The organism is Pseudomonas sp. 5P_3.1_Bac2, assembly GCF_025465995.1.
In the GTDB taxonomy this organism is placed as follows: domain Bacteria; phylum Pseudomonadota; class Gammaproteobacteria; order Pseudomonadales; family Pseudomonadaceae; genus Aquipseudomonas.
The window spans coordinates 1-24336 of record NZ_JANLNY010000004.1; the positions used below are offsets into that span (position 1 = coordinate 1).

Consider the following 24336-nt stretch of genomic DNA (forward strand, 5'->3'; position numbering starts at 1 on the left):
GCCGACCCAAGCGGCAATTGGACGTTCACCCCGTCCAGCCCGCTGGCCGATGGCACCGTGGTCAGTGCGGTGGCCAGCGATGCTGCCGGCAACCCCAGCCCAAGCAGCAGCGTGACGGTCGATGCCTTGGCCCCGGCAGTGCCGACTATCAACCTGAGCAACGGCAGCAGCTTGAGCGGGACTGCTGAGATTGGCAGCACCGTGGTGATTAGCGACGCCAGCGGCAACCCGATTGGCGAAGCGCTGGTGGGCCCGAGCGGTACCTGGAGCTATACGCCAAGCCCGGCTCTGGCCAATGGCACTGAAGTGAAGGTGGTGGCCAAGGATGCGGCGGGCAACACCAGCCCAGAAGCCAGCGTCATTGTCGACTCCCTGCCTCCGGCTGCACCGACCATTAACCCAAGCAACGGCCAGACCATCAGCGGCACCGGCGAAAATGGTGCGCTGATCACCCTGACTGACAGCAGCGGTAACCCGCTGGGCACCGTCACCGTGGTGGGCGGCGTGTGGAGTTACGACCTCACCCCAGACTTGGCCAACGGCACCGTGGTGATCGCCAAAGCCAGTGATGCTACCGGCAACGTTAGTGGCCCGGCTGCGGTCACCGTGGACAGCATCGCCCCTAATGCGCCGGTGATTGCACCGAGTAACGGGCAAATCATCAGCGGTACTGCTGAGCCTGGCGCCACTATCATCCTCAAGGATGCCGGTGGTACTGAGCTAGGCACTGTCACCGCAGACCCAAGCGGCAATTGGACCTTCACCCCGTCCAGCCCGCTGGCCGATGGCACCGTGGTCAGTGCGGTGGCCAGCGATGCTGCCGGCAACCCGAGCCCAAGCAGCAGCGTGACGGTCGATGCCTTGCCCCCGGCGGCGCCGCTGGTGAATGCCAGCAATGGCAGCGTGCTCAGTGGTACGGCTGAGGGCAACGCGACCATCGATATCTACGTGGGTAACACCGCCATTGGCCAAACCACGGCGGATGCAGCCGGTAACTGGGTGTTTGTTCCGACGACCCCATTGGCCGATGACACGGTGGTGGAAGTCACCGCCACCGATGCCGCGCAAAACACCAGCGGACCAGGTGTGGTGACCATCGATACCGACTTGCCATCGACACCGTTAATTAATCCAAGCAACGGTGTGACCATCACCGGCAGTGCCGATCCAGGTGTGGAAGTGCAGCTGCGTGATGGCAGCGGAGCGCTGCTGGGTCAAGTGACGGTGGGCGGTGACGGGCTGTGGACATTCACCCCGGCGACCCCATTGGCCGATGGCGCGGTGGTTAAAGCCATCGCCATCAACGCCGCGCTGACTGAAAGTGGTGAGGCGTCGATTGTGGTCGATGCGGTGGCCCCGGCTGCACCCATCATTGCACCGAGTAACGGCGAGCAAATCAGTGGTACCGCTGAGGCCGGTGCGACTATTACCCTGACCGACGCTGGCGGCACCGTGCTGGGTGAAGTGACAGCGGACCCAAGCGGTAATTGGACGTTCACCCCGTCCAGCCCGCTGGCCGATAGCACCGTGGTCAATGCGGTGGCCAGCGATGCTGCCGGCAACCCCAGCCCAAGCAGCAGCGTGACGGTGGATGCATTGCCGCCAGGTTTGCCCACCATCGCACCGAGTAACGGCGTGGTGGTGCAGGGCACCGCCGAAGCGAACAGCACCGTGCTCATCCGTGACGGCAGTGGCAATCCGCTTGGTCAAGCCAATGCCGACGGTAGCGGTAACTGGAGTTTCAGCCCGACGCCGGCGCTGCTCAATGGCGCGCTCATCTCGGTGGTCGCGCAAGATGCCGCTGGCAATACCAGCGCTCCTGCGACTGCCACGGTGGATGCGCTGGCACCGCCAACCCCAGTCATCAATCTGAGCAATGGCGAGGTGATCAGTGGTACTGCGGAAATCGGCGCCAAGGTGCTGTTGACCGATGGCAGTGGCGCGGTGATAGGCCAAGCCACGGCTGATGGCAGCGGTAACTGGACATTTACCCCAGGTACTGCACTGGCCAATGGCGTGGTGATTAATGCCCGGGCGCAAGACTCTGCGGGTAATACCAGTGGCCCGGCCAGCACCACAGTGGATGCCTTGCCGCCAGCCACGCCGGTGGTGCTGCCGAGCAATGGCAGTAGCCTCAGCGGTAGCGCTGAGGCCGGCGCCAAACTGGTGATTAAGGATGTTGTCAGCGGTGATGTGATTACCGAGCTGACCGTGCCAGTGGGAGGCAACTGGAGCTACACCCCAGTGCCGGCCCTGGCCAATGGCACCCAGGTGAGTGTGCAGGCCGTGGATGCGGCGGGCAATGACAGCCCGACTGCCACCGTGACCGTGGACAGTCTGCCACCTGCGGCGCCGACCGTAGCCTTGAGTAATGGCAGCAGCTTAAGTGGTACAGCTGAAGCCAACAGCAAGGTCATCATCACTGACGGCAACGGTAATCCGATTGGCGAGACGACCGCCAGCCCAACCGGCCAGTGGAGCTTCACCCCAGCCTCAGTGCTGGCCCACGCCAGCGTGGTCAATGTGGTGGCGCGCGACGCCTCCGGCAATACCGGGCCGGCTGCCAGCGTGACCATCGATTCGGTGGCGCCGCCTGCGCCAGTGCTCAACCCGAGTAATGGTCAGGTGCTCAGCGGTACTGCCGAAGCCAATGCGCAGGTGACCTTGACCGGCAGCGGTGGCGTGCCACTGGGTCAAGTCACCGCAGGCCCGGATGGGGTTTGGAGTTTAACCCTCGGCACGGCCTTGGCCGACGGCACTGTGGTCAGCGCTACGGCCACTGACGCCACGGGCAATACCAGTGGCCCAGCGGCGACGACGGTGGATGCCCAGGCGCCGGGTACGCCGATCATTGCCCTGACTAATGGCTCGATTGTGCAGGGCACAGCGGAAATCGGTGCCAAAGTCATTCTGACTGACGGCAACGGGGATCCGTTGGCCGAGGTGACCGCCGATGGTGCGGGCAATTGGAGCTATACCCCGAGCCCAGCCTTGCTCAATGCCACGGTCGTTAATGCCAAAGCGGTCGACGCGGTGGGTAACAGCAGCGGCACCGCCACTGTCACGGTCGATTCGCTGGCCCCGTCGGCGCCGGTGATCAACCCCACTAAGGGCGCCGTGCTCAGCGGTACTGGTGAGATTGGTGCAGTGATTCACTTAACCGATGGTAGTGGCGCTGCAATTGGCCAAACCACGGTGGCGGGTGACGGCACCTGGTCGTTCACTCCGACGACTGCGCTGGCCCATGGCACTGTGGTCAACGCCACGGCCACGGATGCCACCGGTAACCTTAGTGATCCGGCCAGTACCAGTGTCGATAGCGTCGCGCCGGCAGCGCCGGGGTTAAGCCTTAATCACGACGGTAATCTGCTCACCGGCACGGCCGAAGCCAACAGCCAAGTGCGCATTGTGCTTAATGGCGACAGCGCCAATCCGATCATCGTCAATGTGGGTGGCAGCGGTACCTTCAGCCTGCCGATCAGCCCCGCGCTGGTGGCCGGTGAGGCGATTGTTGGCGAAACCATCGATGCCAGCGGCAACGTCAGTCTGCCGACCACCATCCATGCCCTCGATCTGGCACCGCCAACCCTGACGGTGACTGAAGCAGCAGATGGTTATGTCAACGCCACGGAAGTCAGCGATGGCATCCAGGTCCAGGTCGGCCTGCGTCCCACCATGCAGGCTGGGCAAGTGCTGACGCTGAAGTTCGCCGGGCAAAACGGCTATGAGCAGGATCTGAGCTACACCCTGACCAGCAGTGATATCGCTGCCGGCAGCGTTAATCTGACCTTGTCTCCACAGGGTGGTAACGGGCCGTTCCCTGAAGGCGCGTCGAGCATCACGGCGGATATTAGCGGCGGTGCGAATGGCACACCGGTCAACTTCGTGGTTGATACCATCCCGCCGGCTCAGCCAGTGCTGACCTTGGTCGGCAACTTGCTGACTGTCACCAGTGAGCCCTTCACCAAAGTCATCGTAGCGGTGAAAGTGGCCGGTGTGGAAGCCACCGTGGAGGTGGTAACTGATGCCAGCGGTAAGGCTCTGGTCGATTTGCTCACTGATCTGGATGTCGACTTCAGTTGGGATCAATTGCTTAGCGCACAGGTCTCGGCACGCGGCGAAGATCTGGCCGGTAACCAAGGTGGCATCGCCAGCGTTGGCGTGGGGCCGAGCGTGCCACAGCCTATCACTGTAGGTAACTTCGGCCTGGATGTTGCTTTGCTTCCTTTGCCGAGGCTGGGCATCTCCGGCGTCACGACTCCAGGCGCAACGGTGCGGGTTGAGATCGACACACCAGCTTTAAATGTCGATCTGTTCCCAACGGTCAACTCCAGTGGCCAGTTCTCGGTCAACCTGCTGGATCTGCTCAGCATCAGCGATGTGCTCAACCTCGGTCCTAATCTGTCGATCATGATTGTCACCACCGACAGCAATGGCCTGGACAGCAGTCGTTACGGCATTGATCTGTTGCCGGCTGGTGGTGGTTTGCTGCAATTGGGCACCATCCACCTGTATGGCACCAGTGGCAGTGATCTGCTGACTGCCACTAACGGCAGTGCGGAGCTGATCCACGGGGAGGAGGGGCATGACCTGATCCGCAACGTCGGTACGTCTGACCGGGTGGAAGCGGGTGACGGTAACGACACCATTCAGCTGACCGCCGTCAACTTTACCAGCGTCGATGGTGGCGCCGGCTTTGACACCCTGTTGTTGGCCAACGGAATCGACCTCGATTACAACGCAATAGGGGTGGGTACGTTATCCAATATCGAGCGGATCAACCTTGGCAAGGGTGATAGTGGCAGCGTGCTGACGCTGACGGCGCCTGAGGTCGGGGTCATTACCGACAGCAATAACACCTTGCAGATCACCGGGGAGAGTAATGACACGCTGAAGGTGACAGGTGCGACTGATACCAATACAACCCAAGTAGTCGGTGGCGTGACCTACGACGTGTACAGCTTCGGCACTAACACGCTGTTGGTTGAGGAGAACACTGTGCAGGTGGTGTTGGTATGAGTCCACGCTGGCCCTTGCGGTATCTGTGCCAGGCAGCGGCTTGCCTGGTCAGCTTAAGTTTGCCCCTGACGTTGGCCGCGATGCCATTGGAGCAAGCCGTGCAGCAAGGGCTGGCGATCAATCCGCAGGTACGCGCCGCCGTTTCGGAGGCGGCGCGTGCCGGCACACAAGTGAAAATTGCCAAAGGCGGTTATTACCCGGCGGTTAGTCTGTCGGGTGGTCCGCAAGAATTTGATCTGGGGGAGGTGGTGTACGACCTCTCCGTATCGCAAACCCTGTATGACTGGGGGCGCGTGTCGAGTCAGGTGGATCAGGCCAGCGCTAGCCAGCGCAAGCTCCTCGAGACCCTGCAAGTGACCCGCGATGATGCCGCTCTGGACATCATCGAAACCTATATGGATGTTCTCGCCGCGCAGCGCCGCGTCGAGGCGGCCCGGGAGTTTATCCAGCGTCTGGACGAAATCCGCAGCCTGACCCAGGCGCGCGGCAGCGATGGTTATACCGATCGCACTGAACTCGATCGGGCCAACTTGGAATTTAGCCGTGCCCAAGAGCAGTTGGCGATCGAAAAAGGCAACCTGCAAGACCTGCGTGATCAGTACGACTTGTTGGTCGGCCAAGCACCGGATGAGTTGCAGGAGCCCACGCCGCTGTCGGTAGAAACCTACGTCGACGCTGCGGATTTAAAACGGGTCATCCGCGATGCGCCGCTGCAGCGCGAAGCCATGGAGGAGGCCAGTTTGGCCGAGGCGCAAGTGCAGGAGGCGAAAGCCGCGCTGTTGCCGCAGTTGAATCTGGAGGCCAGCACCTTGCGTCGGCAGATCGGGGGTGTGATGCAAAGCGACTCGCAGGTCGCCCTGCGTTTTCGCATGGACACCTTCCAAGGCCTAAGCAACTTTCTGCGCCCCACGGCGGCCGAGCAGCGTTTGGAGTCGGCCCGCGCCAGCGCCGATAACGTGCAACGCGACATCCGCCGCAAGCTGCAAACCCTGTTTGTCACCAGCGATACCTTGCGCTGGCGTGAGCAGTCCTTGAGTGCGCAGGTCAACGAGGCGGTGCAGGTGGGCCACTTGTACCGCGAACAGTTCGAGGTGGGCCGGCGCGATGTGATTGACCTGCTGAGCGTGCAACGCGAACGCTTTGAAGCCGAGCGGCAGTTGATCAACCTGTCACTGGAACGCAAACGCATTGAGTACCGAGCGGCTGCGCAACTCGGCCTGCTCGGCGCGCTACTGGAGAATCGACTGCAACATGGAAGTTAAAAATTGGGGTGAGCCTAGTGCTAACACAGACCAAGACCCGCTGTGTGAAGGACTGCTGCTGTTATGTAAGCAATTGGGCCGGCCACTGAGCGACGCTGAGCTCACCCACGGTATCGCCTTGGAACATGGTCGTTTGCCGTTGCAGCGGGTGCCCCGGGCACTGCGTCGGGCCGACATTAATGCCAAGGTCAGTAGCCAAGAGTTGCTGCAGTTTACGAGCTACCTGCTACCGGCCTTACTGCTGCTTAAAGATGGCCGTACCCTGGTGTTGGTGCAGCTCGATGCTGAGCACGGGCGGGTCTTGCTTAGCGAGGCTGAGGGGGGCGAGCAGCAAATCCCGGTGGCCGAGTTACAGGCCTTGTATAGCGGGGTCGCGGTATTCGCCAAGTGCCGTTTTCGCCCCGATGAGCGGGTCGGCGACTACGCGGCAGCCCCTGCGCAGCATTGGTTTTTTACCCCGCTTAAACGTCTGTGGCGCTCCTATGTCGAGGTGACGCTGGCAGCCTTTATCGCCAACTTGCTGGCCGTCGCTTCGGCTTTGTTTGCCATGCAGGTGTACGACCGCGTGGTGCCTAACGGTGCCTTCGATACCTTGTGGATTCTGGCCAGCGGTGTGGGCTTGGCAATCATCATCGACGGGGTGCTGCGCATCATGCGTGGGCACCTGCTCAATGTGCTGGGCAAGCGCCTCGACCTGCAACTCTCAACCCTGTTGTTTGGCCGCGTGTTGAGCACTCGCTTGGCTGCCAAACCAGCGTCCATGGGGGCGTTCAGCACCCAGGTGCGTGAGTTTGAATCGGTGCGTGAGTTTTTCACGTCCTCCAGCGCGGCGCTGATCAGCGATCTGCCCTTTTTGTTGTTGTTCTTGCTGATCATTGCCTTGATCGGCGGCTCGGTGGTCTGGGTGCCGGTGGTGGCTTGCGTGCTGATGGTTTTGCCAGGGTTGCTGTGCCAACGCCTGTTAGGTCGCTTATCCCGGCAGAACCTGCGTGAAGGCTCGCTGAAAAATGCCACCCTGCTGGAGGCCTATGAGCACCTGGAAACGGTTAAAGCCACGCGTGCCGAAGGCCGTTGCCTGCAGCAATGGGAGAGCCTGAACGCGGATCTGGCCAGCACCGCCATGCGCAGCCACGCGCTGGCTTCGACCCTGAGCTACAGCGCCAGCATCGTGCAGCAGTTGTGTTATGTCGGCGTGGTGGTGTTTGGTGTCTATCGCATCACTGATGGCGCGATGACGGTAGGGGCTTTGGTGGCGTGCTCGATTCTCGCGTCACGGGCGATTGCGCCCCTGTCGCAGGTGGCCAACATCCTTGGGCGCTGGCAGCACACCAAGGTGGCCATGGAAGGCCTGGACCAACTGATGAGCGCCGAGCAAGAACGGCCAGAGGGCAAACGCTTCGTGCGCAAGCAGCACCTGTACGGTGCATACCAGATGCACGCGCTGCGTCTGAGTTATGGGGATAGCGCGCCCGTGGTGGATGTTCAGAGCCTGCAGATCAATGCCGGTGAACGGGTGGCCTTGCTCGGCGGCAACGGTGCCGGTAAGTCCAGTTTGCTGCGTCTGCTCAGTGGTTTGGTGGATGCACGCAGTGGCCGGCTGCTGCTGGATAACGTCAGCCTCGGGCAGATTGATCCGGCTGACCGGCAACGCGGCATCGGTTATCTGCCGCAAGAAGTGGCCCTGTTCAATGGCACCTTGCGCGATAACCTTAATCTGGAAAACGCCGCGCTAAGCGACGAAGAGCTGCTCAGCGCCCTCGACGGGGTTGGCCTGGGGGCATTTGTGCGCAGCCATCCGCTGGGTTTGGATCTGCCTATTCTGGGCAATGCCAGCTTATCTGGCGGGCAACGCCAGGCCGTCGGTTTGGCCCGGGTGCTGCTGCAAGATCCGGCCATCGTTCTGCTCGATGAGCCGACGGCGGCCTTCGACCAAGGCAGTGAACTGCAGGTGATCGAGTACCTGCAGCAGTGGCTGGGACGCCGTACGCTGATTCTCACGACCCATAAAAAGAGCATGTTGGCTTTGGTGCAGCGCGCCGTGGTGTTGCGTCAGGGCCAGGTCGTTATGGATGGTCCGGTACAGAATGTAGTGCAAGGTAATCAGGTGCAGACACCGCAAGTCATGTAGCGGTGGATTTGTAGCAGCGAAGGATCGAGGCAGATATGAGCAGGCAAGGACAGGCGCTGGAGTTGCGCCGGCAATTGGCAGACCCGTTGTTGGCGACGACCCATCCGCTGTATCGCCCCATGTTGTGGGTGATCATCGCCAGTGTGTTGCTGTTTGTCGCCTGGGCGGCGTGGGCCGAGTTGGATCAGGTGACTCGCGGCGACGGACGCGTGGTGCCCTTTAGCCGGATTCAGAAGATTCAGAGCCTGGAGGGCGGCATTCTGGATCGCCTGCTGGTCAAAGAGGGCGACTTGGTTGAGGTCGGCCAGCCGCTGGTGCGCTTGGACGAAACGCGGTTTTTAACCAGCATGCAGGAGTCGGCCAACCAAGTGCAGGTGCTGCGCGCCACCATTGCCAGGCTCAATGCCGAGGTGCTCGATCAAGCGAAAATCGAGTTCCCTGCGGATATCGTCCCCGACAGCAATTTGGCGCGTTCCGAATACCAGCTGTTTAAGTCACGCCGCGATAAGTTGCTGGAAGGCACCCGCGCGATCCAACAGCAAATCTCCTTGGCGCAGAGCCAGCTCAAGCTAGTCCAGCCGTTGGTGGCCAAACGTGCGGTCAGCCAGATGGAAGCGCTCAAGCTAAGCCAGGATATCGCCGCCCTCAGTGGCAAGCTGACCGAGCTGAAAAGCACCTATGCCCAGGATGCCTACACCGAGCGGGCGCAGCGCCAGGCTGACCTCAGCGCGCTGGAGCCGGTGCTGCAACAGCGCCAGGATCAACTGCGCCGCACCGAGATTCTGTCGCCGGTGCGCGGGCGGGTGAACACGGTGTTGATCAACACCCGTGGCGGCGTGATTCAACCCGGCGAGGCGATTATGGAAGTGATTCCGGTGGAGGAACGCTTGCTGGTCGAGGCGAAGATTAAGCCCAAAGACGTGGCCTTTTTGGTCCCAGGCATGCCGGCCAAAGTGAAGATCACCGCCTACGACTACACCATCTATGGCGACCTCAAGGGCACCTTGGAGCAAATCAGCGCCGACACCATCGAGGAAGATACGCCGCACGGTAAGGAGTCCTACTACCAGGTGTTGATCAAGACCGATGGCAGCCACTTGCAGCGGGGCGATGAGATCCTGCCGATCATTCCGGGCATGGTCGCTGAGGTGGATATTCTGAGTGGTAAGCGCAGCGTGCTGAATTACCTGCTGCGGCCATTGATCAAAGCACAGTTGTATTGACTGGCCTGGGGCGCCTAGATGATCGACAGGCGCTCAGGCGTCTTTACATCATCCTCAATCACGATGCAGTTACGCCCTGTGCTCTTCGCCAGGTACAGGCGCTCATCGGCCCGCTGGAGCATTTCCTGCCAACGCTCATCGGGGCGTTGGATGGCTCCACCAATCGATACCGTCACCGCGCCGCTGGGGCTTTTCAGATTAAGGCTGACCTGCTGATGCAAATGCCGCGCGGCAGACTGTAGGCCATGCTTTTTGGTGTTGGGCAGCAGCAGCAAAAACTCCTCGCCGCCGAAGCGAAACAACCGGTCTTCTTTGCGCGAGGCCGCTTTGATGATGTTGACGAAGTCGATCAGCACTTGATCGCCGACATGGTGGCCATGGTTGTCGTTGATCTTTTTAAAGTGATCCAAATCCATCACCAACACGCCATAACTGATGCCATGACGGCGCAGGTTGGCGGCGGCGATGTTCAGCTCGTCATTCATGCAGCGGCGGTTGCTGGCGCCGGTCAGAGGGTCTTGGCTGGCCAATAATTGCAGCTGGATGCGCTGGTCATTGGTGCGGTAGGCGAAGATAAAACTGACCATGCCGGCCATCAGGCTGGTGACCAGGAACGACATCATCTGGTAGTCGCTTTCAAATATGCCCTGGGGGTGCAGGCGCTGGTAAGCGACCAAGATACTCAGCACCGAGGCGGTGGCGATCAAGGCTTTGGTCGGGGAGACCATAAAGAAGTTGAACAGGATCATCGGATAGATCCAGAACAAGCCGTTAATGCCCAGATTGATGGCAATCAGGGTGCAGGTCGAGGACAGGATAAAACAGAGAAAAATGCCAGGTTTCACAGTGTCGCCGGTGCGCCAGGCGTAATGCACGGCGACGATGGTGGAGAGCACTACAATGCTATCGGCCCCGCCGACAATGGCATTGCCAATGGAAAAGCGGTAAATGGCGTAGGGCGCTATAGCGATGATGCCCAGAACGCCCATCAAGGTGATGATGGACAGTTGGAAGTCTTTGCGTAGGCGTTTGAGTATGTGCGAGATCTGCATATACAGAGCCATATTCTAGTTGTTATGCCTTAGCATGCCGAGATTGTAGGACCAATGGCAATAACAATATGCCATTACCGTTTAGCCGTCCGCTGAATGGTTATTCAAGGAAAAATCGCCGGTATTTTCGGCAAGGCACTCTAACTCGATGGTTGGGTAAGTCTGTGCATGGCCAGCAGATCTTTGCTCTGTCGATAGCGCGCCAAGCGTTGGCCAAGGGCGGGCGGCAACGCGTTGGCAGGGGTAAATCCCAAGCGCTGATAAAAGTCGCACAGCTGCGGTTGGCAAAAAAGCCAGGCGGGTTGTTGCTGCTGCGCCAGTGCGGCTTGCACTAGGCCTGTGGCCAGGCCTTGCTGGCGTCTGGCATGCGCCACCAGCAGGGCGGTCAGCCAGTAGCCTTCGGGCAACGGGTTGAGGTTAAGCGCGGCGACTATTTCGCCCTCTTGCGCCACCCAATATTGCGCTCCTGCGCTGGCGCGCATGTGCGCGCGCTGCTGGCGGTAAAACTTATCGACTAATGGTTTTAGCTCACTGGGCAAGAGGCGGTAGTGCATAGCAGGGCGCGGCGCAGGCGTTAGGGACGGCTGCTGATCATACCTTGGTCGATCAGCCCCGGCTGGGGGAAACCTATCGCGGCAAAAAGAGAATGGCGTCGCGATTTGCCCCTGTGCTGACGTGCCAGGCCTGTGCAGCCTGGCGGCTGGCGATCTAGGCTGAAACCTTTTAAGCGGCACCATTGCCGCGGGGGAGAGGCTGTGCCGTCATTGCCAGTGCGGGTGCTTATTGCTTGCGCCCTGTTGCAACCCATCAGCGCTTGGGCTTGGTCGAATCACGCGTTAGGTAGCCGTCTGGCGCTTAGCGAGCTGCCGGCTTTGCAGCAGCCAGTGCGGTATGAGCCGTTCAGTGCCTTTGTCCGCGCCGAGGCGCCTGCGTTGGAGCAACTGCTGGATGAGCAAGAACGCTTTGCTGTGGCGCATTTCGCGGATTATCCAGCGCGCCCAGAAGCTTTGCGTTTTAGTGCCCAGGCAAGCACCGAACAGCCATTGGCAGAGGTCTTTTTGCAGGCGTTGCGGGTCAATCCGCAGATTCGCCTGGCCGGCTTTATCCAGCAGCTACCCGGACAAGCGGATGAGGGCCGGGCACCGCTCAAACCTGAGCAAGTGCTGATCTTTCGCAAGTTGGGCCCCTGGAGCCACTGGCGTTATCTGACGCTTAATCCCGGCGATACGGTGACGGCATTGCAGGTGCTGAGCAGCGCCGCCGATGAGCCGGATTATGGCCATGACATTAACCTGTTTAGCGATAACCCCGGCGAGCTGGGTGCACGTTATAACTTTGGCCCGCAGCCGTTTGGCGATGCGCGTTTCGAGTACTCCTCACAGGCACCGTTTCATATCGGTTATTACCACGAGCCGGCGCTGATTTATCTGGCCGCGCCTTATCTGCGTCAGACCTTGCCGCATTGGCGGGTCTATCAATATGCCGGCCTCGCGCGTTTGGCCTTTGCTAGCGGGCATGACTATTGGGGCTACCGTTTTTTAGGTTGGGCCATGCATTACCTGCAGGACCTGACCCAGCCCTATCACAGCAAAACCGTGCCCGGTTACAGCACCACAGAACTGCTCTGGGCCGCAGTCAAAGGCGCGCTGGGTGATGAGCGTGAGCGTAAGGCACTGATTACCCGCGTCGCTGATCGGCATACAGCTATCGAGCAGTATCAGCTGGAACGCATGCAGCACCTGCTGGCGCAGTCAACCGGCGCGCCCCCAGCGTTGCTGGCGGCCTATGGGTCAGCCACGGACAGTCCGGCATACCCTGAGTTCTCCGCCGATTACCCACAGCACGTGGTAGCCGCCGAGGCCAATCTCAGCGCCGATGAGTTTGATCGTTTGATCGGCCAATGGATGGCCGCTAAACCGGCAGCCGCAGCGGGGTTTAGTGGTGGCAATCAACTGCACTTGGCGCAGGCGGATGAAGCGTTGGAGCACATGCTCGTGCAGTTGTTTAAACGCTTTGGCCAACACAGCCGTAACCTAGTTAAGTCCACGGCGCCGTCAGGCTCTGCGAGCTTAGTCGCAGAGCCCTGAGCCTTACCGGCTGCGCAGGAACTGGCCATAGCCACGGCTGTGGCCCAAATCCTGGGCAAACTCACCGTGCTGGAAGGCCACCTTGCCGTTGATCAGCACCGCATCCACCGCATCGCCGCGGTTAACCATGCGTTGCAAGCCGCCAAAGGCGGCCATCGGCGCCTCTTGGTAGGTGGCCAGATCTTCGGTCAACTTGCTGGGGTCGATGATCACCAGATCGGCGCGGGCGCCCTCGTAGAGCTTGCCGGCATCGATGTTAAACCACTCGCCTAGCTCGCCAGTTAGACGCCATACGGCCGTTTCCACCGGCATCACCGAGCGGCCTTGCTGCTCGGCGTCGCGCACCAGTTTGAGCAGGCGCAGGCCGAAGTTATAGAAGGCCATATTGCGGATATGCGCGCCGGAGTCGGCAAAGCCAATCAGAGTGCTGGGTTCGCACACCAGTTGCTCGACCACCTCGGGCCGGTGGTTGGCGATCAGCGTGCGCCAGCGCAGACGCGGACCGTGGGCCACCAGCAAATCGAGGAACAGATCGGCCGGATGCACATCGCGTTCAGTGGCCAGCTCGCCGACGCTTTTATTGACCACGCTGCGGTCTGGGCAATCGACGATCCACGCATCATTGAAGTCGCGGTGCCAGACCCGTGGGCCGAATTTCTTCTCCACGTCTTGGCGGAATTTGCGCCGGTATGCCGGGTCTTGGAACAGCTGGCTGCGCAGGTCATGGCTGGCCAAGTGCAGGGCCGCCTGGCCCGCGGGGAATTCCTCAAAGACCACAAACTCCATGCCATCGGCATAGGTTTCAAACGGCACTGGCAGGGTTTGCCAACGGAAATCGGCGCGGCCTAGGCGGTTGAGCACACGGGTAAAAGGCCCGAGGATTTTCGCCAGCCACGGGTCGGCCTTGACGTCCATCAGGGTGATCAGCGTGGTCTTCAGCGGTTTGCGCCACCAGCCGCCCATGCTGGCGCCTAAGAAGGCGAAAATATTGTATTTGGTCACCAGGTTCGGCGCGCCCTGATGGATGCGGCCACGACGGCGCAGAATCTTATTCAGGCGGCTGTACTCGGCCCACGAGGCATACACCGAGGGCAGCGACTTGGAGCGCTCGCGGTCGCCGTCGAGTTTGTCCCACGGGTTGGTCATGCTCGACAGGCCCAGCAGGCCGGCATCCATGGCTTCTTCGAGCAGATACTCCATGCGTTGCAGCTCGTTTTCCGTCGGTTTGACTTTGGCGTCCACGGCGCGGGCCAAACCCAGTACCGCCACGCGCAAATCGGAGTGGCCGAGGAACGAACAGAGGTTCGGCCCTAATGGATGTTGATCGAGAAAGGCGGCGAACTCGCTGGGGGTGTTCCAGCTTTTGCGCGCTTGCAGCAGCGGCAGTACATGCTCACGGGGCACCGATTCAACGCGGGTGAACAGGTCCGAGCAGTCTTCGGGGCTGGACAGTACCATGCTGATCGAACAGCTGCCGATCATCAGCGTGGTCACGCCATGCCGTATCGACTCTTCAAGGGCCGGCGCGGCGACCATCTCGGCGTCATAGTGAGTGTGCATGTCGATAAAGCCGGGCGTCACCCAGCGCCCACTGGCATCGATGACCTGAGCGCAGCCTTGTTCATCCAGCGCTGTGGCACTGATGGTGACGAGCTTGCCGTCTTTAACACCAAGATGGCGCAGGCTCGCCGCAGCACCGCTGCCATCGAAAAACTGCGCGTTTTTAATCAGCACATCGAACATCGGCAGACTCCATTGTTATTGAAATTATCTGCTGAGCTTATCCTGCCCCGTGGTGGGGCAGTGGTGGCATAAGGGTAAAAGCCTGAGTCAAATCGGCCAGCTGCGCTAGCTGTCTCACAGCACGGCTATTTGCTTGCCTTAAGTTTAGACGCGCTGGCGCAGCGCGCGGATTTCCGGGCGGTCGCTGCGCCTTACATAGACCCGCAGCGGTTCGCTGATCTGCAGACGGTCATCGATGTTCTGCTCCAGCAGCAGTTGCAGGCGCTCACGGTCGAGCTTCATCACCTCGTTCTCGACCGGCTGCCAAACGAACTCACAGGTCGGCGTGATGCTGTCCTGCAGCACATCCAGACCAAATGAGTCTTCACTGAAGCGCACGATGTAGTGCCCGGTTTTGCTGTTAAAACCGACCAACCCTTGCAGTTGATCAGCGGCTGCGCAGATGGCAGTGGAAGTAATGTGCATGTCGACCTCGTCGCTAAGTCCATGGCGGATAGGGGCGCAACATAGGCTAAGGCGCTCAGTGAGCAGCGCCTTGCGCGAGATCAATAATTGTTTCACTTAAGTGCAGGAACCAGCCAATTCCATGGGACGTGATTAAAGCAGCTCATCTTGTACGGCTTGGCTCAAGCTGCTCTGTGTCAGCTGTTCAAGAATGGGGTCAACGGGCTGGTTGAAGGGGATCGCGAAAACCATCAGTAATTGTAGCCATGTGGTAATGGTTTCTTGCTTTTTAACCTCGCCTAGAAGGTTGCCATCCTGGTCTTTAATGCGTGTTTGCATGGTCAGCTCATTACTGTGGGTGCTGGGAATCAGGTACATCGTAGCCCCGGTAAGAATGGCCGCGGCAATGCTGCCACGTTCATGATTGGTCAGGTGCACGCTGATATACAGGTCCGACTTTTCCTGTTGCGTGGTTGCCCGGCTAAAGCGGCCACTGTCCTGATATTGCTTGAGGATGATGGCCTCCAGTTTGGCGTAGTCCGTGTTGGCGTAGCTCTGATGGCCATTAAAGCGATATTCCGTGGTGATTTTAAGGTGGACGCTGGGGCGTGCTGCGCCCGGGCTCAATGGCCAGTTATCTACCGCTGCAAGCTGGTGCTGGGAGTAGGAGAGGCAGCCGCTTAAGCTGAGTGTGGCGAGTAGCATGCAGAGCCACGTCGTGATGAGTTTTCGCATGTCGAACATCCTTGTTCTCAATGAGGTTTAAGTTGTCGGGTGGCATCTTGTAAAAGTTGCTCAACTAGTTCGTTGAGTTGTTCCCTGCCTTGGGTTGAGGGGAGGTAGTCGGGGTCCCACAGACCAACGTTTTGCTTGTACTGGATTTGCTTGCGACTAAAGCTCAATTCCTGCCCCTGACTGTCGACTAGGCTTAACTCAGCTGCGAGGTCATAGCTGTCGACATAAATCGGGCCGTTCACCCAGATCCATATAGTTAGCGTCAGCAGGGCGCCGGGAAAGTAGCCCGGATGAGGCCCGCGTTTGCCTTTGAGCGAAGTGAAGTTGAATTTAAGCAGTACATCTTGGCTACCCAGTGTGGCTGGAAAACTCAGCACTTGGGTGAAGTACTCGCCGCGCTCTAGGCGCTCGTGAAGCTGATCGGTAAGTTGGTGGCTGAGGTTGCGCTTAAATCCCTGCTCAAGGCTGCTGTCACTGATTTGTACATCCGCAACCATGGCGCCGCGCTTGAGTGTTGTCTCGGCAAAGCGTGGCGGCATGTTAAGGGGGCCAGAGGGCGTAAAGGAGTAGCAGCCGGTCAGGCTCAGGCACAGCAGGGACGCTGCGAGTAAAACAGATGGTTTCATTGATCATCCTTGATCTTGATGGAGTGTGAAGCGAGTTCAGGCTGCACCGCTAATCCGTGCGGTACAGCTCTTAGGGGAACTAACGAGGACTGGAAAAGGCGCTGATCTTACCAAAAGGCGCGCTTTGCATATCAAGCTTGACCGCCATCAGTGGCGAGTTATTGGCCCAGACGTCGTCGATCACGATGGTTTCGCCAAGGTTTTCGTTATCGGCAGCCACCAGCAGGTAGTAGGTGCCGTCTTCAGTGGCTTCGCCATCCCAGCTCAGGCTGACTTGCCCAGGCGCTGCCGAAACCCGCGAAGGCTTGTCGGCGATCACTGTGCCGTAGGCATCCAGCAGCATGGCGCGGGGCTTCAGCGCGTACTTGTTAAAGCCAGTGCAATTGTCATTGCACAGCGACGTGACGTTGAGGCTGTAAGGCTCACCCTTGCGCAGGTGCAAGGAGAAGATCCGGTAGTTGGAGATCGAACTGCCAAAGTCCAGACGTGGTTCATTGGCACTGATCGGCCATTGTGGGGCCAGTAAACCGGGGTTGATCGGCAGGGGAGTGGCTTCAGTCGCGTGGATCGCTTCCAGGGTGCTTTTGGCGATGGGGCTCTGTGCCGCTTTGACCTGTTGCTGATAGGTGTTTTGTGGATTGCTGGCGCAGGCTGCGAGAAATAAACACAGCGATAACGGTAGAAGTTTGCGCACAGTACTACTCCAGAATAATGGCGCCATCGCTAATAACGACGCCATTGTTGGCCACTGATCAAAGGGAAACGCTAATTTTTGCCCTTGGCATTACCAAGGTCAAGCATGCTGTAGTGCTTTTGCACTATTGCCACTAATGATTGGCCGCTGGCTGCTGAGTCAGGTAGGGGCGGGTGGGCTCGGCTGTTGCTTACGAATGCGCCACCTATTGGCGGGCAGAGGCAGGTGGTGCCGGGTGACGGCACCACCTGAAAGGCTTATGCAGACAGACCCACGTAGACGTTTTGCACGTCGTCATGGCTGTCGATGGCCTCAAGGAAGGCTTCAACTTCTTCCATTTGCTCAGGGCTCAAGCCGCTGACTGGATTCTTCGGGCGGTAGCCGAGTTTCGCCGAGTTGACGGTAAAACCTTGTTCGGGCAGGGCGCGGCACACGGCGTCGAGGTCAGTCGGCTCGGTGATAAACAGTGTGCTGCCTTCTTCGTCCGGCTCAAAGTCTTGGGCACCGGCTTCAATGGCGGCCAGTTCTGGGTCGGCGTCGCTATCGGTGCTGGCTTCAATCAGGCCGACGTAGTCGAAGTCCCAGGCGACCGAACCGGAAGCGCCCATCTGGCCTTTACGGAACAGTACGCGGATCTCCGCCACTGTGCGGTTAATGTTGTCAGTCAGGCACTCAACGATCAGTGGCACCTGGTGCGGGGCAAAGCCTTCGTAGGTGGCACGCTCGAAGTTGACGGTTTCACCGCTTAAGCCTGCGCCTTTTTTGATGGCGCGCTCGAGGGTGTCCTTGGGCATGGAGGCTTTTTTGGCTTGGTGAATGGCCAGCCGCAGCTTGGGGTTCATGTCTGGATCGGCGCCGTTGCGCGCGCAGACCATGATTTCCTTGACCAATCGGCCGAAAATTTTGCCTCTGGCGTTAGCGGCAGCTTCTTTGGGTTTGGCTTTCCATTGTGCGCCCATGGGTTATCTCGTCATTGCAGGTTGATAGGTGACTTAAGCGAAGAATTCTAACCTGTGTGGCCGTAGCGCGTATGCCACTGTCGGCCAGGCTAAGCGCCACATCAGTGCGATGTGGCGCACAGGGCATTAGTCCTGACGGCTGGTCACTTCCAGCAGGTGGTAGCCGAACTGGGTTTTCACCGGGCCTTGCACCACGTTGATCGGGGCGCTGAACACCACGGTGTCGAACTCTTTAACCATCTGGCCTGGGCCAAAGGAACCCAGATCACCGCCGTTACGGCTCGATGGGCAAGAGGAGTTGTCCTTGGCCACTTGGGCGAAGTCGGCGCCAGCTTCGATAGCGGCTTTCAGTTCGTTGCACTTGTCTTCAGTGGCAACCAGGATGTGACGGGCAGTAGCGCGGGCCATGGGATGTTCTCCAGATAAGAAAGCGCCAAAGCCTACCGCAATCACCCGCTGAGTTAAACGCCGTGCAGCGTCTGGGAGCAGCAAAGCGCTTACGCTTGGGTTAATAGCCAAGCGTAAGCGCAGGGGGGATTAACCGCGCGCGTCCTTGGCCATGCAGGCCGCTGCGGTAAACAGCACGTCAGTGGAGGAGTTCAGGGCGGTTTCTGCCGAGTCCTGCACGATACCGATGATGAAGCCCACCGCGACCACCTGCATGGCGATCTCGTTAGGGATACCGAACAGGCTGCACGCCAAGGGGATCAGCAGCAGCGAGCCACCGGCAACGCCAGAGGCGCCGCAGGCACAGATCGAGGCCAGCACACTGAGCAGCAGCGCAGTGGGCAAGTCCACCGGGATATTCAGGGTATTCACCGCCGCCAGGGTCAGCACGCTGATAGTGATAGCCGCACCGGCCATGTTGATGGTCGCGCCCAGGGGGATCGATACCGAATAGGTTTCTTCGTGCAGGCCCAGACGCTCACTGAGTTGCAGGTTGACCGGAATGTTCGCCGCCGAGCTGCGGGTGAAAAAGGCGGTGATGCCGCTTTCACGCAGGCAGGTCAGTACCAGCGGATAAGGGTTGCGACGAATCTTGCTCCACACGATCAGTGGGTTAACCACCAGCGCGACAAACAGCATGCAGCCAACCAAGACCAACAGCAGGTGCAGGTAATCAACCAAGGCACCGATGCCCGCTTCGGCCAAAGTCGCCGCCACTAGGCCAAATACGCCCAGCGGCGCCAGGCGAATGACCAAGCGCACGATGCTGGTGACGCCATCCGACAGATCCGACAGCAGTTGTTTGCTAGTAGGGTTGGCATGGCGGAAGGCAAAACCCAGAGCCACGGCCCAAGCCAGAATGCCAATAAAGTTGCCGGTCAGCAGGGCGTTGACCGGGTTATCCACCACGTTCATCAGCAGAGCTTTAAGCACCTCGGCGATGCCGCCGGGCGGTGACAGCTCAGCAGTGGAGGCCGTGAGGGTCAGGCTGGATGGGAAGGCAAAGCTGGCCATTACGCCAATGAGCGCGGCGCTAAAGGTCCCGATCAGGTACAGCAGCAGAATGGGCTTAATTTGGGTTTCTTGGCCTTGTTGGTGGTTGGCGATCGACGCAGCCACCAAGACGAATACCAGCACTGGCGCGACGGCTTTAAGCGCTGACACAAACACCGTGCCGAGTAAGCTGGCGCTGGCCGCTGCATCAGGTAGCAAGACAGCCAGGGCAATACCGGCAATAAGGCCGATCAAGATTTGCACGACGAGGCTGGTGCCATTAATGAGCTTTAGCAGCGGGTTATGGGCAATGGTCATACCTGATTCTCTAAGAATGGGTGGGCAACTCTGCGATCTCTTGTAAACCTGCCAAGCCCACGGCTTGGCGGTAAGGATGCTGGTTTGCAAAATAAATTTTCACCGGACCGATGGCGGGCTTAGGTAAAAGTAGCCGGGAACTTTATCACAGAGCACGCCTGGCACCGCGCCGTCGGGGTGGTCAGCTGATTATTGGTTGCTCCACCTAGTCCGCAGCACATCCGGCGGGCTAGGCTGAGCCTGATCACCTAAGGAGTTCGTTATGTCGTCGTCACTCGCTGTAACCGTCACGCCATGCCTGAGTCAGAATGAGGTGCGAGTGCTGGGTTGCTTGATCGAAAAGCAGCTCACCACCCCGGAAGCGTATCCGCTGACGCTCAACGCCTTGCTGCTGGCGTGCAACCAAAAGACCAGCCGCGAGCCGGTGCTCAACCTCAGTGCGGGACAAGTCAGCCAAGCTTTGAAGGCATTAGAAGAGCAGCAGTTGGCGCGCTTGCAGATGGGCAGCCGGGCTGATCGCTGGGAACAGCGGGCCGACAAAGCCCTTGAGCTGGTTACGGCGCAGACCGCCTTGCTGGGGCTGTTACTGCTGCGCGGTGGGCAGACACTCAATGAATTGCTCAGCCGCAGTGCGCGTCTGTATGAGTTTGATGATGTGGCCCAGGTCCAGCACCATCTGGAGCGCTTAAGCAGTCGCGGATTGGTGGTGTTATTGCCGCGTCAAAGCGGGCAGCGTGAAGAGCGCTATGGGCATTGTTTAGCGGGGGAGGTCGAGAGCCAGGCTTGGTCGACTGCAGACGACGCGCCAGCAGCGCAAGAAGTAAAGGGGGAGGAGGGACGTATCGCCGCACTGGAAGCGCGGGTGGCAGAGCTTGAGCAGCGCCTAGAACAACTTGAGGGGCTCTTTAACGCCTAAAGCACCCTGTGGGTGCTCAGGCGTAGGCTGGAGCTTTCAGCAGAATTAGCTGAGGCGAGTATCACGTGTGTGGCGTTGGATCAGACGATCGGAGCCACCTTCAGCAACCTGCATGCGTTGGTTTTGACGTTCGATCAAACGCTCAGCGCCACCTTCGGCTACTTTGACTGCATCGCTGTGGCGCTCGATCAAGCGGTCGGAACCGCCTTCGGCAACCTGTACAGCTTTGCTGTGGCGTTCGATCAGACGATCAGAACCGCCTTCGGCAACTTGTACGCGTTTTTGTTGACGTTCGATCAGACGATCAGAACCACCTTCGGCAACTTGTACGCGTTTTTGTTGGCGTTCGATCAGGCGATCAGAACCACCTTCGGCAACGCGTACACGTTTTTGCTCGCGTTCGATCAAACGACCCGAACCGCCGCCAGCAGCGACTTGCATACGTTTGTTTTGCCGTTCGATCAGACGATCAGAACCGCCCTCAGCCTGCAGCAGGACAGCGGAATTAACCAAGGAAGAGCGGCTGCTATCTTGGAATTCGCCCAACAAAACTTCTGGGCTGCTGCTAGGTACGGCGAAAGCACTAATGGACAAACTACCCAGGATCACTGCGGTAAGAATTTGCTTTTTCATGATCAGGCTCCTCGTGAGGGCGGTAAAAAGTGGCTACGAGGGCAATGATACTTGTATTAATTTGATTAGATAGCTTGCTTTCTTTATGGCTGTTATCGATAGTTTTAATAGTTGAATTTCACCCTTATAAAACAATTAGTTAAGTTATATTTTCATATTTTGTAAAAGACTTTTACCTATGTTGTTGGCTAATCCATTAAATCGATTTTTTCGATGTTAATCGTTGATTCAAGGCTTTCAGGCCCTAATTGACTGCTTGAAATATCGAACAGCTGTTGCGTATGTTGTATGCCAGCCGCCTCGCGCGGACGTCTAGAACAATAAGGACAGCATTTATGGGTGCATGGGATCGAGCGGCTTTGACGCAACGCTTAAGCGGTGTGGTTGAGGTTGAGTGCGTCACTCCGGATTTAAATGGCGTGCCGCGAGGCAAGGTGATGACCTTGGAGGGTTTTGCCGAAGGGCGTCGCCTGCAGTTGGCCCAGGGTGTGCTGCTGCAGTGCATCATGGGCGGCTATCCACCGGCGCAGTTCTACGGCAGTGACGACAGTGACTTGGCCTTGGTACCTGACCCGGCGCAAATCCATCTGCTGCCTTGGAGCGATACGCCGCGCGCCTTAGCTATTTGCGATGCCAATGAATTCGATGGCAGCAGCAGTGGCTTGTCCAGCCGAGGGCTGCTCAAACAAGTGATTGCGCGCTATGCCGCCCATGGCTGGCAGCCGGTGGTAGCCACCGAGCTGGAGTTCTTTGTGCTGGCGCACAACCCCGATCCGCTGCGGCCGTTTCAGCCACCGCTGAGTCTGGATGGCCGCCGTGAGGAGGGTGGTGGGGCGTTTAGTGTGGGCTCGGCGAATGGCCTGCGACCGTTCTTCGACGAGGTCTATCGCTGTATGGCGGCGTTAGGTTTGCCCCGCGACACCTTTATGCATGAGATGGGCGTCAGTCAGTACGAGATCAACCTCTGGCACGGCGACCCACTGTTACTGGCGGATCAGACTCTGCTGTTTAAACACCTGCTGCGCGAAGTCGGCCTTAAGCATGGCCTCAACGTGGTGTTTATGGCCAAGCCCTTGGCTCACACCCCGGGCAGCTCCATGCATATCCATCAAAGTGTGGTGGAGCAGGGCTCTGGCAAGAATATTTTCACCACCGCCGATGGTCGCGCCAGTGCGCCGTTCTTCCAGTTTATTGCCGGGCAGCAGGCGGCGCTGGCGGACTTAACCGCTTTGTATGCGCCCCATGTGAATTCTTATCAGCGACTCTGCCAGCCCTTTGCCTCGCCGAATAATGCTTGCTGGTCGGAGGACAATCGCTCGGCTGGTTTGCGTATTCCCGCCAGTGCGCCGGCGGCGCGGCGTGTGGAGAACCGGGTGGCTGGGGCTGACGCCAACCCCTATTTGATTTTGGCGGCGAGTCTGGCGGCTGGTCTGCACGGTATTGAACAGCAGTTGCAGCCCAGTGCACCGCTGCAAGGCGAGTTCGTCGTGCCGGATGAGCTGCTGTTGCCGTGCACCATGCATGATGCCTTGCAACGCCTGAAGCACAGCAGTTTGGCACCGCAGTTGCTGGGTCAGGAGTTCATCGACGGTTATCTGGCCACCAAGTCGTTAGAGCTTGCTAACTTCTATGATGAAATCACTCCGTGGGAGCGTCGTGTGCTGGCGGCCTACGTCTAGAACTTGATAGCCGGGCGCAGGCGCGGCTATCCCTTGTCGAGTTTGCCTATCGCCATGTCGTTAATCCTCAAGTCGTTTAAGTCGTTGTATTTCGCCACTGTCCTGATGCTACTTGGCTCCGGCCTGCTGGGTACTTACCAGGCCTTGCGCTTGGCGCAGTCGGCTGATGGCTTGTGGGTCGGCGCCTTGATGGCGGCCAACTACTTCGGCCTCGTGTTGGGTGGCAAGGTGGGCCACCGCTTGATCGCCCGGGTTGGCCATATTCGCGCTTATGCGGCTTGCGCTGGTGTGGTTGGCGCCGCCGTGCTCGGCCACGGGCTGACGGACTGGCTGCCTGCCTGGTTGTTGCTACGGGTGCTGGTGGGGTTGGGCATGATGTGCCAATACATGGTCATCGAGAGCTGGCTTAACGAGCAGGCGGAAAAGTCCCAGCGTGGCCGGGTGTTTGCCGGTTATATGGGGGCTTCCTATCTGGGTTTGATCCTTGGCCAACTGGTGCTGGTGGTGCATCCAGGGTTGGGGCCGGAGCTGCTGATGTTGGTCGCCCTGTGCTTTGCCCTGTGTTTAGTGCCGTTGGCCTTGACCCACAAGATGCACCCGGCACCGTTGCAGCCAGCCCCTTTAGAGCTGCGTTTTTTTCTGCAGCGCGTGCCGTTGTCACTGACCACTATTGCCGTGGCCGGTTTGTTGATCGGCGCGTTCTACGGCCTGGCACCTCTATATGCATCGCGCATGCAACTCTCCACGGAGCAGGTGGGGATCTTTATGGGCTGCTGCATCCTGGCCGGTTTGCTGGTGCAGTGGCCGCTGGGCTGGTTATCTGATCGCTATGATCGGGTGTGTTTGATCCGTGGCTGCGCCGCCTTGCTGGCAGTGGCCGCGCTGCCCCTGGCGCTATTGCCGCAAGCCAACCTAACCTTGCTGTTGATCGTCGGCTTTGTGCTTAGCCTGATGCAGTTCAGCCTTTACCCACTGGCAGTGGCTTTGGCTAACGACCATGTGGAGGCCGAGCGGCGGATGTCGCTGACGGCGATGTTGCTGGTGACCTTCGGTGTTGGGGCCTGTATCGGGCCGTTGTTAGCCGGGGTGTTGATGCGCTTGTTCGGCGCCAACATGCTGTATGTGTTCGCCTGTGCCTGTGCGTTGATTTTGGTGGTGAGGGTGCGGCCAGAGCGCGTGACCCACCTGCATCAGGTGGAAGATGCGCCGCTGCAGCATATTCATACCCCGGATAGCACCGCCAGTTCGCCATTGGCAGCGGCCTTGGACCCGCGTGTGGACGATCCAGCAGAGCCAGCCAGTGAGGCGGATGAGCCGCAAGTATCAACTACCGAGGCGCAGCAGAGCGTGAACAAGGACAGCCTTTAATTCGTTAAAG

Annotated in this window: 19 protein-coding genes; 8 read left to right on the forward strand and 11 right to left on the reverse strand. The window is 59.2% G+C overall.

Annotation, left to right across the window (positions count from 1 at the left end):
- From NTD81_RS01320 to NTD81_RS01335, 4 genes are all read left to right on the forward strand, one after another.
- On the forward strand, positions 1 to 5019 hold a 5019-nt coding region (locus tag NTD81_RS01320; protein WP_262178648.1), incomplete at its 5' end, for an Ig-like domain-containing protein.
- Entirely contained in the window at positions 5016 to 6281 is a 1266-nt protein-coding gene (locus NTD81_RS01325; protein WP_262178650.1) for a TolC family protein, read from the forward strand. The genes NTD81_RS01320 and NTD81_RS01325, both read left to right, overlap by 4 nt.
- Positions 6271 to 8409 (forward strand): type I secretion system permease/ATPase, encoded by a 2139-nt coding sequence (locus tag NTD81_RS01330; RefSeq protein ID WP_262178652.1) that lies wholly within the window; start codon positions 6271 to 6273, stop codon positions 8407 to 8409. Before NTD81_RS01325 ends, NTD81_RS01330 begins: the two co-directional genes overlap by 11 nt.
- Positions 8410 to 8444: 35 nt before the next feature.
- Positions 8445 to 9632, forward strand: coding sequence for an HlyD family efflux transporter periplasmic adaptor subunit (locus NTD81_RS01335; RefSeq protein WP_262178654.1), 1188 nt, complete (start codon positions 8445 to 8447; stop codon positions 9630 to 9632).
- Positions 9633 to 9646: 14 nt separating this feature from the next.
- Here NTD81_RS01335 and NTD81_RS01340 read toward each other — a convergent pair whose 3' ends face one another.
- Positions 9647 to 10684 carry a GGDEF domain-containing protein gene (locus NTD81_RS01340; RefSeq protein WP_262178656.1) on the reverse strand — a complete coding sequence of 346 codons (1038 nt, stop codon included), beginning with the start codon at positions 10682 to 10684 and terminating at the stop codon, positions 9647 to 9649.
- Positions 10685 to 10824: 140 nt separating this feature from the next.
- The gene (locus tag NTD81_RS01345) at positions 10825 to 11238 is read right to left on the reverse strand and encodes a GNAT family N-acetyltransferase (RefSeq protein ID WP_262178658.1); all 414 of its coding nucleotides are present in this window, start codon (positions 11236 to 11238) and stop codon (positions 10825 to 10827) included.
- A gap of 216 nt (positions 11239 to 11454) precedes the next feature.
- On the opposite strand from NTD81_RS01345, the gene NTD81_RS01350 reads away from it, so the two are divergent.
- On the forward strand, positions 11455 to 12771 hold the full coding sequence (locus NTD81_RS01350; protein ID WP_262179797.1) for a phospholipase: 1317 nt from the start codon (positions 11455 to 11457) through the stop codon (positions 12769 to 12771).
- A 3-nt stretch (positions 12772 to 12774) separates the two neighbouring features.
- Here NTD81_RS01350 and NTD81_RS01355 read toward each other — a convergent pair whose 3' ends face one another.
- The 8 genes from NTD81_RS01355 to sstT form a co-directional block, all read right to left on the reverse strand.
- The gene (locus NTD81_RS01355) at positions 12775 to 14514 is read right to left on the reverse strand and encodes an N-acyl-D-amino-acid deacylase family protein (protein WP_262178661.1); all 1740 of its coding nucleotides are present in this window, start codon (positions 14512 to 14514) and stop codon (positions 12775 to 12777) included.
- Between the two features lie 144 nt (positions 14515 to 14658).
- Positions 14659 to 14979, reverse strand: a complete 321-nt coding sequence (locus NTD81_RS01360) for a DUF2025 family protein (protein WP_262178663.1) — start codon at positions 14977 to 14979, stop codon at positions 14659 to 14661.
- A gap of 132 nt (positions 14980 to 15111) precedes the next feature.
- Positions 15112 to 15693: a hypothetical protein gene (locus NTD81_RS01365; protein ID WP_262178665.1), complete on the reverse strand. Its 582-nt coding sequence runs from the start codon at positions 15691 to 15693 to the stop codon at positions 15112 to 15114.
- A gap of 17 nt (positions 15694 to 15710) precedes the next feature.
- On the reverse strand, positions 15711 to 16319 hold the full coding sequence (locus NTD81_RS01370) for a hypothetical protein (protein WP_262178667.1): 609 nt from the start codon (positions 16317 to 16319) through the stop codon (positions 15711 to 15713).
- A 79-nt stretch (positions 16320 to 16398) separates the two neighbouring features.
- Positions 16399 to 17013 carry a hypothetical protein gene (locus NTD81_RS01375; RefSeq protein ID WP_262178669.1) on the reverse strand — a complete coding sequence of 205 codons (615 nt, stop codon included), beginning with the start codon at positions 17011 to 17013 and terminating at the stop codon, positions 16399 to 16401.
- Positions 17014 to 17270: 257 nt separating this feature from the next.
- Entirely contained in the window at positions 17271 to 17972 is a 702-nt protein-coding gene (locus NTD81_RS01380) for a YebC/PmpR family DNA-binding transcriptional regulator (RefSeq protein ID WP_262178671.1), read from the reverse strand.
- A gap of 126 nt (positions 17973 to 18098) precedes the next feature.
- Positions 18099 to 18380 (reverse strand): peptidylprolyl isomerase, encoded by a 282-nt coding sequence (locus tag NTD81_RS01385; RefSeq protein WP_262178673.1) that lies wholly within the window; start codon positions 18378 to 18380, stop codon positions 18099 to 18101.
- Positions 18381 to 18509: 129 nt separating this feature from the next.
- Complete coding sequence (gene sstT / locus NTD81_RS01390) at positions 18510 to 19730, reverse strand: serine/threonine transporter SstT (RefSeq protein WP_262178675.1); 1221 nt, start codon at positions 19728 to 19730, stop codon at positions 18510 to 18512.
- 262 nt (positions 19731 to 19992) lie between these two features.
- Between sstT and NTD81_RS01395 the strand changes: the two genes are divergently transcribed.
- Positions 19993 to 20646 carry a YceH family protein gene (locus tag NTD81_RS01395; protein ID WP_262178677.1) on the forward strand — a complete coding sequence of 218 codons (654 nt, stop codon included), beginning with the start codon at positions 19993 to 19995 and terminating at the stop codon, positions 20644 to 20646.
- Between the two features lie 45 nt (positions 20647 to 20691).
- Here NTD81_RS01395 and NTD81_RS01400 read toward each other — a convergent pair whose 3' ends face one another.
- Entirely contained in the window at positions 20692 to 21279 is a 588-nt protein-coding gene (locus tag NTD81_RS01400; RefSeq protein ID WP_262178679.1) for a phage infection protein, read from the reverse strand.
- A gap of 335 nt (positions 21280 to 21614) precedes the next feature.
- Here NTD81_RS01400 and NTD81_RS01405 point away from each other — a divergent pair, with 335 nt between their 5' ends.
- Complete coding sequence (locus tag NTD81_RS01405) at positions 21615 to 22958, forward strand: glutamine synthetase family protein (RefSeq protein ID WP_262178681.1); 1344 nt, start codon at positions 21615 to 21617, stop codon at positions 22956 to 22958.
- 54 nt (positions 22959 to 23012) lie between these two features.
- Positions 23013 to 24326 (forward strand): MFS transporter, encoded by a 1314-nt coding sequence (locus NTD81_RS01410; RefSeq protein ID WP_410017112.1) that lies wholly within the window; start codon positions 23013 to 23015, stop codon positions 24324 to 24326.
- Positions 24327 to 24336: the final 10 nt, after the last annotated feature.

Bases quoted from the DNA above. Each gene is read 5' to 3' on its own strand.
- NTD81_RS01335 (WP_262178654.1), top strand. From the start codon at position 8,445: ATGAGCAGGCAAGGACAGGCGCTGGAGTTGCGCCGGCAATTGGCAGAC.
- NTD81_RS01400 (WP_262178679.1), bottom strand. From the start codon at position 21,279: ATGAAAAAGCAAATTCTTACCGCAGTGATCCTGGGTAGTTTGTCCATT.
- NTD81_RS01330 (WP_262178652.1), top strand. From the start codon at position 6,271: ATGGAAGTTAAAAATTGGGGTGAGCCTAGTGCTAACACAGACCAAGAC.
- NTD81_RS01405 (WP_262178681.1), top strand. From the start codon at position 21,615: ATGGGTGCATGGGATCGAGCGGCTTTGACGCAACGCTTAAGCGGTGTG.
- NTD81_RS01360 (WP_262178663.1), bottom strand. From the start codon at position 14,979: ATGCACATTACTTCCACTGCCATCTGCGCAGCCGCTGATCAACTGCAA.
- NTD81_RS01345 (WP_262178658.1), bottom strand. From the start codon at position 11,238: ATGCACTACCGCCTCTTGCCCAGTGAGCTAAAACCATTAGTCGATAAG.
- NTD81_RS01340 (WP_262178656.1), bottom strand. From the start codon at position 10,684: ATGCAGATCTCGCACATACTCAAACGCCTACGCAAAGACTTCCAACTG.
- NTD81_RS01365 (WP_262178665.1), bottom strand. From the start codon at position 15,693: ATGCGAAAACTCATCACGACGTGGCTCTGCATGCTACTCGCCACACTC.
- sstT (WP_262178675.1), bottom strand. From the start codon at position 19,730: ATGACCATTGCCCATAACCCGCTGCTAAAGCTCATTAATGGCACCAGC.
- NTD81_RS01380 (WP_262178671.1), bottom strand. From the start codon at position 17,972: ATGGGCGCACAATGGAAAGCCAAACCCAAAGAAGCTGCCGCTAACGCC.
- NTD81_RS01395 (WP_262178677.1), top strand. From the start codon at position 19,993: ATGTCGTCGTCACTCGCTGTAACCGTCACGCCATGCCTGAGTCAGAAT.
- NTD81_RS01385 (WP_262178673.1), bottom strand. From the start codon at position 18,380: ATGGCCCGCGCTACTGCCCGTCACATCCTGGTTGCCACTGAAGACAAG.
- NTD81_RS01355 (WP_262178661.1), bottom strand. From the start codon at position 14,514: ATGTTCGATGTGCTGATTAAAAACGCGCAGTTTTTCGATGGCAGCGGT.
- NTD81_RS01325 (WP_262178650.1), top strand. From the start codon at position 5,016: ATGAGTCCACGCTGGCCCTTGCGGTATCTGTGCCAGGCAGCGGCTTGC.
- NTD81_RS01370 (WP_262178667.1), bottom strand. From the start codon at position 16,319: ATGAAACCATCTGTTTTACTCGCAGCGTCCCTGCTGTGCCTGAGCCTG.
- NTD81_RS01410 (WP_410017112.1), top strand. From the start codon at position 23,013: ATGTCGTTAATCCTCAAGTCGTTTAAGTCGTTGTATTTCGCCACTGTC.